We start from the raw sequence: 9,334 nt of genomic DNA on the forward strand, positions 1-9,334 counted from the left end.
CAAAATATTTTATCTTATATTAATATTATAGTTGAAAACAATTAAATAAACATTCACTTAAGTGTCCATCAAAAAGTACTATTCCGCCCAAATAGTTATTGGTTAAAAATAGGAAAAAGCACAAAAGCACCTTGATTAGGATGCTTTTGTACTTAAAATTAATATATTTTATACATAACATAATAAATTTTAACTGAAAGTATACATATATTCATATAAATTCAGGTAAAATTAATTAATCTTAATAGGCTTCTGAACTTCATTAATTATAACTAATGTAGCTCCATAGGTTTTTAGGGTAACTAAAATATTTACAACTGTACTCTTCTTAAAGTATTTAAATCTAATATTAGGATAAGAAGCTTTATGAAGAATGCCATTTTCATCTTTGTTAAGTCTAGTTGGCCTCCCCATATCAATCCAATAGTTATAGGATGAACCAATCTTTTCATTTATTTCATAGGTAGTTACATTAATATCTGAATGAATATTAGTTATATTAAGAGAAAGTTTTTTCGAAGTAGCATTTTTTATACCTCTAAGTTTTGAAAAACTTGCCATAGAAATTAAATCATTGATTTTATCATGATAAGTATAAAGTAAAATCTCATATTGATTATTAGTTTTAGTAACTACATATCCATCACCTTTAGCTACTAATGTACTACCTAATTTATTTAAAAGTGAATAGGCATAAAAAGCAGGTTTTTTTATTCCCTTATCGTTGATAAGACCAGGATAACCAAAGAATAGTTCATTGGTTATATTTACTTGCTTATCAAGGACGTCAAATGCCCTTATAAAACTTAAATCTCCTTTATGATTTACTACATTATCAATAATAAATGGAATCATATAGGCTGTATCATATATATTATTTACTTCATTATTTATCATAAAAGGTTCTTCTTCAAAATCTAATTTATTGTAAATTAATATTTCTTCAATTGAAGTTCTCAAATTTTCAGGAAATGTAGAGGAAAATTCAAATCTAAAATTTTTATAATTAAGAGTTTCTATTGCACTGAAATATTCCATGAAAGATAGAAGAATATTTTTAAAATCTTCATGTATATCTATAGAGTTTTTAAGGGGTAATATTTTGTTAGATGCAACTTCATAGCTTTTATCGTTAATGGCATTTATATGTTCTTCATAGGTGCTATCCATATCTAAAACAATTATAGGCACTATACCTAAAAATTCTATAAACTCTAGTACATCCTTTGCTCTATTCCAGTTATGAAATTTAGATCCAGGGAAAATAGCCATATCAGTACTAAATAAATTTAGAATCCGTCCATATTCAAAATCCATTTCCATTTGAAGTTCTTCTAGTGTATCTTTATTATCTTCAATTAAGAGGTCAAAGGCATCACCAATGGTTATAATTCTATTAAAATTTTTATCAAATTCACCTATACAATTTTCCATATTAATATTTAACTGATGAATTTTGTCTTCATAGTTAAACCTGTCATAGTCTTCCAAATAATATATTACTTCTTCTAGACTTTCTTCTAAAGGGTGAGTTATATATTTAGTTAACTTTTCTAGGACTTCAGGAGTAGATTTATATTTTTTTCTGAATTGTAAAGGCGTAAGCTTATAGTGAAGTTTAAAGTGCTTATTAAAGTATCTAGTATGAGAAAAACCAATTTCCTCAGAAATTTCAGATAGTGTCATATCTGTATCTAAAATTAATTTTATAGATTCTTCAACTCTAATAAGATTTAAAAAGTCGGTAAAGGAATAACCTGTAGCATATTTTATTTCTCTTGATAAATAATGAGTACTTAGATATTCGTTACTAGATATATCTTTAAGAGTTATGTTGTTTTGATAATTATTATAAATATATTTCGATATACTATGATATCTTTGAAGTTGATCTTTATTTTCTTTAAGCTCTTGTTTTTCATGAATTAAATAGTTAAAGTTATTTATAAGGTGATAAAGAAGCTTTACAAGGATATCTTCAATTTCTTCATCATAATTATCTTGTTTTTGAACTGTTTCACAAAGGACTTGACAAAGAAATGCTCTTAAATCTTCATACTCTTCACCTAATTGAGAAGCCTTACTAGAAGAGTTGGTATAAAAAAACATATTCTCAATATCGTTATAATATTTTTGGAAAAAATAGGGATCTATTTGAAATATGAGTACTTTATTATCAGGATCATCACTTTCAATGCTATGAACTTCATCTATATTTATAATTTCAATTTGATTTTCATTTATTACATATTTTTCAGTATTTATATATAGATTGATTGTACCTTTTATAACATAAAGAATTTCGATGCAATAATGCCAATGGATTGGATAGTTTTTAATGGTATTAAAAGAAATAGATACAGGCATATTTGCAGAATAATTAATATATTGTCTATGCATTATAAACTCTCCTTGCTAGTTTCTTTAGTATTAATAGTATTATAGCATTAATTAGAAAAAACATGCTAGGGGAATAAAAGTGACAAAGGGAAAAACCTCAAGAAACTATTTTTCTTGAGGCTTTTGAATTTATTATGAACTTGTCTAGAAAATTATTACCTAAGCAATATTTTAAGGCTCTATAACATTTCTATAAAAGCTGCCATTCTAGTGTTAAGTTGTCCAATGTCAGCAGTAGAGTAATCTGTTTCTATACTGATGTAAGGTATTTTTTTAGTGTTATTAACAAATCTTTTAATTTGCAATGTTTCTACGCTATAAGTATGACAAGCTTGAAGTATTACATCCACCACTGCATCAACTTTATATTCATCTATCATCCTATTAAGTAGCTCTGTACGGTTAGGATTAGGTGTCATACAAGAACATCCAATATTTAAATACTTACGAGCAATAGCATCATATATATCAGGATTATTTTCATCTACTAATTCATCGATAGCTTTAGCACCAGTACAGTTTTCAAAAGCTACGACATGAGCTCCGTTATCTTCTATAGCTTTTATAACTTTTTCTGTAGCTCCACCAATAGGACATCCAGTTATAAGAATACGAGGTTTCTTTTCATATTTTTTTTCAGCTTCATATTCATCCTTAATTTTCTCACTTAGGGCATATATTTCTTTTGGTACCTCTGCTTTATCAAATTTAAATGTAGTACCATAAAGAACTTTAAACATATCTTGTCCTAATATAGCTGGTGGATCAAGTTTTCCAAGACCGTAGAAGGCTTTAAGAGCTTTTCTTTCTTCATTTTTTAATTTAATAGCTTCTTTAATATTTTCATCACTTATAGTAGTTTCAAATTGTTTTTCTAAAACTTCTTTAAATTTTATTACTTCTTTCTTCCAAAGTTTCAAACCTTCTTCACTTTGAGAATTTGGTAGTTCCATAACATGAACAGGCTTAAACTCACTTAGATATTCATACATTTTTTTCTTTCCATCACAAGTAGTTTCACCTACAACTAAATCAGAAAAATAAAAGAATGGACATTTATCTGTTTTTGCAAATCCATAACTTGATTTGATAAGTGGACATAGATTACGCGGTAATTCTTTTTCGGCTTCTGCAACTGTCTCATCAGACATAGAACAAAGAGATACAACACTTGCCCCCATGGCAAGTGGTAGTTCCTGTGGCATATAAGTACAAAATACTCCTACTAAAGGTATATTTTCATCTTTAAGTTTTTTGGCTGCAATAAAGGAGTTTCTTCTAGCCTCTGCAAAGTCTTCAAATATTTCAGGTAGTTCTTTTCTTATTTTCATTTTAATTCTCCTATCTTTTCACGTGGTTATTTAAAAACAATATATCTAATAAGATTATACATAGAAATTATGTAATATTATGAATTATAGTGTTATTTTATACATTTACATCTATCTATAGAATGTTATAATACTACATTGATAAAAATAGTGATAAAATTATATATAGTAGTTTAAGTAGTAAAAATTATTGTTAATTTATTGGGATTTTATAGGAGGTAGGGCAAATGAAATACAGTTTTGATGAAAAAGTAGACAGGATAGGCAGTAACTGNNTGTTTAAAGTGGGACTTAATAAATAGAACGTATAATGATAGTGAAATTATACCTCTATGGGTAGCAGATATGGATTTTAAAGTGCCAGAAGAAATAGGAGATGCTATAAGAAAAAGGTTAGAACATCCTATTTTTGGATATTCCCTTACACCACCATCATACTATAAAGCAGCTATAAATTGGTTTGATAAAAGATTTCAATGGAAAGTTGAAAAGGGATGGATGAAGTTTGCTCCGGGAGTTGTATCAGGTATAAAAACTATAGTTGCTGCTTACACAAAACCAGGAGATGAAATTATAATTCAAACGCCGGTATATCATCCTTTTTATAGTATTATAAAAAATAATGGGTGTCAGGTTATAAAAAATCCCTTGACTTGTAACGATGGTAGATATGAAATGGATTTTGATAACTTAGAGAAGATAATTACTAAAAAAACTAAGATGATAATTCTTTGTAGTCCTCATAATCCAGTAGGAAGAGTATGGACTGTAGAAGAATTAAAAAGAGTTGGAGAAATATGTATAAAAAATAATGTGCTAGTGGTAGTAGATGAAATTCATGCAGATATAGTTTATAAACCTAATATACATACTGTATTTGCATCTATCAATGAAGAATTTGCTGATAACTCTATAATATGCACAGCACCAAATAAAACCTTTAATATTGCAGGGTTTAAAACTGCAAATATAATTATTAAAAATGAAAAATTAAGAAATCAATATATACTGCAAATGGAAAAAGACTGTATAGAAGGAGCAACTACTTTAGGTGCAGTAGCACAAGAAGCAGCTTATACTAGTGGAGAAGAATGGTATCAAGGTCTTATGGAATATTTAGCAGGAAATATAGACTTTACTTTAGAATTCTTTGATAAAAGAATTCCTAAAATTAAGATTAGAAAACCAGAAGGAACCTATTTATTGTGGCTTGATTGCTCAGGATTAAATATGAAGCCAGAAGAATTAAGTAATTTCTTCCTTAAAAAGTGTAAAGTATGGTTAAATGATGGTAGCATGTTTGGACATGATGGAGCTATGTTCCAAAGAATGAATATAGGAACTAGTAGAGTTGTTCTTCAAGAAGCTTTAGAAAGAATAGAAAGAGAAGTAAATAAATTATAGGTTTATAATAGGAGGTTGCCTAAAAAATCAGGCAACCTCTTAAATAGTTACTTTAAATTATAATTTTCAATAAGTTTTAGAGTTAGTTCTAAAGCATCTTCTCCATTTACCCATATATCAGGTTTGATACCTTCACCTTCCTTAAAGAACTTTTCATCATATAGCCTTAACCAGTTTCCATAGGAAAATTCAATATGGGAATTTGGAAGGTAACCCAGTTCTACATTAGAACTTTCAAGAGTACCATGAGTATTAGTACCAACTACTACAATATTTTCAAAATCCTTTAGATGCTCTACAAAGAATTCAGCAGATGAGGAGGTTTTTTTATCTGTAAGAACAAAGATAGTATTTAAATTTTTATTAAGCTCTTTTTTAGATTTAGGTATATGTTCATAATAATAAGCATGAATTTTTTCAAGTTGTAAGGTTTTTAGGTCCTTATGAAAGGTGTTAAAATCGTAGTAGGAGGGGGCATCCTTAGATCTTCCATAAAGAAGTAGAAAAAGACCCTTACCTTGAGATGAAACTCCAAAATATTTATTTATCCAGTTTAAAGCGGTCAATATATCACCACCATTATTACCACGTAAATCTAATATACTTACAGGAGAATCCTTTACTTTATAAGCAGTATTAATGAAATCTATTCCTTCTAAACCTATATTGTAGGGAACTTCTCTGGAAGATATTATAGGAACATCATCTATAGTTGTGTAGTCTAAAGGTAAAATAGACTCATCTGAAAAAGTATTTGATAATTTCAGTTCAATATCTTTAGTATATTCTGATTCACCTCTATAAAAAACAACATTTAAGTTCCTTGAAGCTTGTCCAGAATATTTTGCTAAAACACCTAAATTGTATAATAGCTTACCTTCAGTATTTATTGAAAGATATAAATAATTTTCGATGTTTTCATCTTTATTTATAGATTTAATGTAGTAAAGAACACCTCCATATTCTACATAATAGCCTATTCTGTTTTTAAAAATTCCTAGAGTTGAATTTGTATAATATCTAGAGGTGTTTTCCAAGTCAAAGCCATTGTTACCTATATAAAAATGTCTATCAGGAATAAAAGCAAGATTATCTTTTAAGGTTTTTGTTAGTTCAGCTACATTAATTACATCATTATCACCAATAAAACTTAAAACTGATTCCTTAGCCTGTAAAAAGAATTTATCACTACCATAATAATTATATGGTGCGTAGCTAGATTTTAAAGCCTTAAAATATAGTTCTACATCATAAATAGCTTCTTTTCTGGTTATAGCAGTAGGAGATATTACGTGAGGTGTTGAAAATAGTAGATCGTGCTCTTTAGCAGTTAGTATATCTTCATTTGGAATTTCGGATATAAATTCTCTAATATTTAATTTAGATATGGGAATATTTAAATTTTTATGATTTATCTTTTCTAAAGCTTTTTCAAAGGAAATATCTTTTTTATAATAAGGTAAATAAATTAAAATTAAACCTAAAATTATAATAAAAAGAATTTTAAAAGTTTTTTTCAAATTAAAATCCACCTCCCTATAATTCTATTAAATAAGGTTATTATACCATAAAATGTAAAAAAATAAAGACTTTATGAATAAAAATAAAACAAATTAATAATTGCCTGACTTTTAGTTACACTATGTTTTGGTTATAATGTTATTAATAAGAATTAGAAAAGTATTTCAACTAGTTTTAGTATAGATAAATCTTAATTTTACATTAATGTAAATATACAATATAAAAAATAAATTTGGGAGTGATAAAGTGGCAAAGATTATTATAATAGAGGATACAGAAACTATTAGGCAGGAGCTTGCAACATTTTTAAATAGATATGGATATGAGGTAATAGCCCCTACTAATTTTGAAAATATAATATCTATTATTGAAAAAGAAGAGCCCAATCTCATACTCTTAGATATAAACTTACCTGTATTTGATGGATTCTACATTTGTAGAGAAGTGAGGAAAACTTCTCAAGTACCTATAATTGTGGTTACAAGTAGAGATAGTGATATGGATGAGTTAATGAGTATGAATTTAGGAGCAGATGACTTTATAACTAAGCCTTATAATACACAAATACTTTTAGCAAGGATAAATTCAGTGCTAAAGAGGGTAAATCAAGGGAATGAAGGGAATCAAGAAATATTAGTATATAATGATTTAAAGTTAAATCTATCTAATGGGACCATAAACTGTGGAGATAATGCTTTAGAAATCACTAAAAATGAATTAAAAGTTCTTTATTACCTTATAAAGAATAAAGGAAACATTGTATCTAGGGAGGATCTAATGGATTATCTATGGAAGTCTAATTTGTTTGTAGATGATAACACTTTGTCAGTTAATGTGACAAGACTTAGAAAAAAATTAGAGGAAATTGGAATTAAAGATGTTATAGAAACAAGAAGGGGACTTGGATATATAATGCCATAAATATATAAATATTTATGTAGATAACTATTTATACATAAAACTATTTTAATATGGAAAAATAAAACTATTTAAATAGTTGTTCNNTTGTTCTGTTTATGCGGGTTTGAAGGAGTTTTCTACTATAAATAGTAGGGAGGAATAGATAAAATGAAAGTTAGGGATTATCTTAAATCAAGAATTGGCTTTTTAATAATTAATGGAGTCCTATTTATGATTTTTGTATCTATTTTAATATTTTTAAATGTAGGGAGTGGACTAATATTTTTATCTTTCATATTATGGTTTACTCCATTAAGTACATATTTAACCCTTGAAGTTATTAAACATAAGAAATTTCTAGACAATATTACAGGAACTATAGATAGCCTTGATAAAAAGTATTTGCTTCCAGAGGTTATGGAAAAGCCGGATTTTTTAGAAGGTGAAATAGTTTATCAAGTTCTTAAGGAATGTAATAAAAATATGCATGAAAATGTAAAAAAGTATGAATGTACCCAAAAAGAATATAGAGAATACATAGAAATGTGGGTTCATGAAGTAAAGACGCCTATTGCTTCTGCTAGACTTATTATAGATAATAACGAAAGTACGGTAACAAATAAAATTGGACATGAATTGAAGAAGGTAGAAGATTTCATAGAACAAGTCCTTTATTACTCAAAGAGCAACGATGTAAGTAAGGACTATATTATAAGAGAATTTAATTTAGAAGAAGCTGTTATGGAGATTTTAAGAAAGAATTCTAGAGATTTCATAAATAAAAAAATATCTTTAGAGATAGGAGATATGGGAGGTAAAATTTTCAGTGATATAAAATGGGTGGAATTTATTTTAAATCAAGTTTTAGGAAACGCCATAAAGTACTCTAAGGAATCAAAGGGGATAATAAAAATATATTCAACTTCTACAGAAAATAAAATAACTTTAACTATAGAAGATAATGGTGTTGGAATTTCAGAAAGAGACATTATTAGGGTTTTTGAAAAAGGATTTACTGGGGATAATGGAAGAAAGTTTGGTAAATCCACAGGAATGGGATTATATCTGTGTAAAAAACTTTGTAATAGATTAGGATTGGGGATAAATATTGAGTCAAGGTTAGAATATGGAACTAAGGTCTATATAAATTTCCCCCTAGGAAGATTTACTAGTTTCTAATAATAGCTCAAAAAACTGATTGGATAAAAATTAATCTCAATCAGTTTTTTTGTGGTAAACAGAGTTATTTGATTACCTTGTACTTATACCTAGGACTTTAATAGTCTAAAAAACAGGGCTACTCCTAAGTTTATAGATTAACTTTTAGACTTTTATTATTATCTTACGAAAATGAAAGATTAATGACATGAAATTAAATACAACATACTTTTAGAAAAATATATAATAAGCTCATAAAGTTAAGGCAAAACTTAAAATGTATTTTAGGAGGATGAATTATGGAAAATGTCTTAAAGGTTGTAAATATAGAAAAATATTATGGTGGAAAGGGAAATGTGACTAAAGCTATTGATAATATAAGTTTTGAGGTAGAGAAGGGGGAATTCCTTGGAATAATGGGACCTTCTGGAAGTGGTAAAACGACACTTTTAAATTGTATATCTACTATTGACACAGTGACAACAGGAAATATAATTATAAATAATAAAGACATAACTAGTCTTAAGAATAATGATATTGAAAAGTTTAGAAGAGATGAGCTTGGATTTATATTTCAAGATTTTAATCTTTTAGATACATTAACTGCTTATGAAAATATT

At 27.4% G+C, this 9,334-nt stretch carries 7 protein-coding genes; 4 read left to right on the forward strand and 3 right to left on the reverse strand.

Annotated elements, in window-relative coordinates:
- Window positions 1-231 precede the first annotated feature (231 nt).
- On the reverse strand, window positions 232-2,400 hold the full coding sequence (locus B3630_RS14450) for a helix-turn-helix domain-containing protein (RefSeq protein WP_346899356.1): 2,169 nt from the start codon (window positions 2,398-2,400) through the stop codon (window positions 232-234).
- 179 nt (window positions 2,401-2,579) lie between these two features.
- A complete protein-coding gene (locus B3630_RS14455; RefSeq protein ID WP_346899358.1) occupies window positions 2,580-3,731 on the reverse strand; it encodes a double-cubane-cluster-containing anaerobic reductase in 1,152 nt (383 codons plus the stop codon).
- Window positions 3,732-4,055: 324 nt separating this feature from the next.
- Between B3630_RS14455 and B3630_RS14460 the strand changes: the two genes are divergently transcribed.
- A complete protein-coding gene (locus B3630_RS14460) occupies window positions 4,056-5,135 on the forward strand; it encodes a MalY/PatB family protein (RefSeq protein WP_346899455.1) in 1,080 nt (359 codons plus the stop codon).
- A 47-nt stretch (window positions 5,136-5,182) separates the two neighbouring features.
- On the opposite strand, the gene B3630_RS14465 is transcribed toward B3630_RS14460, so the two are convergent.
- Complete coding sequence (locus B3630_RS14465; RefSeq protein WP_346899360.1) at window positions 5,183-6,655, reverse strand: S41 family peptidase; 1,473 nt, start codon at window positions 6,653-6,655, stop codon at window positions 5,183-5,185.
- A gap of 247 nt (window positions 6,656-6,902) precedes the next feature.
- On the opposite strand from B3630_RS14465, the gene B3630_RS14470 reads away from it, so the two are divergent.
- The 3 genes from B3630_RS14470 to B3630_RS14480 all read left to right on the forward strand — a co-directional run.
- A complete protein-coding gene (locus B3630_RS14470) occupies window positions 6,903-7,577 on the forward strand; it encodes a response regulator transcription factor (RefSeq protein ID WP_035135324.1) in 675 nt (224 codons plus the stop codon).
- Between the two features lie 147 nt (window positions 7,578-7,724).
- Complete coding sequence (locus B3630_RS14475; RefSeq protein ID WP_346899362.1) at window positions 7,725-8,735, forward strand: sensor histidine kinase; 1,011 nt, start codon at window positions 7,725-7,727, stop codon at window positions 8,733-8,735.
- 278 nt (window positions 8,736-9,013) lie between these two features.
- Window positions 9,014-9,334 (forward strand): ABC transporter ATP-binding protein (locus B3630_RS14480; RefSeq protein ID WP_346899364.1); only part of this gene is annotated, 321 nt, incomplete at its 3' end.

Source organism: Clostridium sp. UBA7503 (assembly GCF_002477055.1).
GTDB classification, from domain to species: domain Bacteria; phylum Bacillota; class Clostridia; order Clostridiales; family Clostridiaceae; genus Clostridium_J; species Clostridium_J sulfidigenes.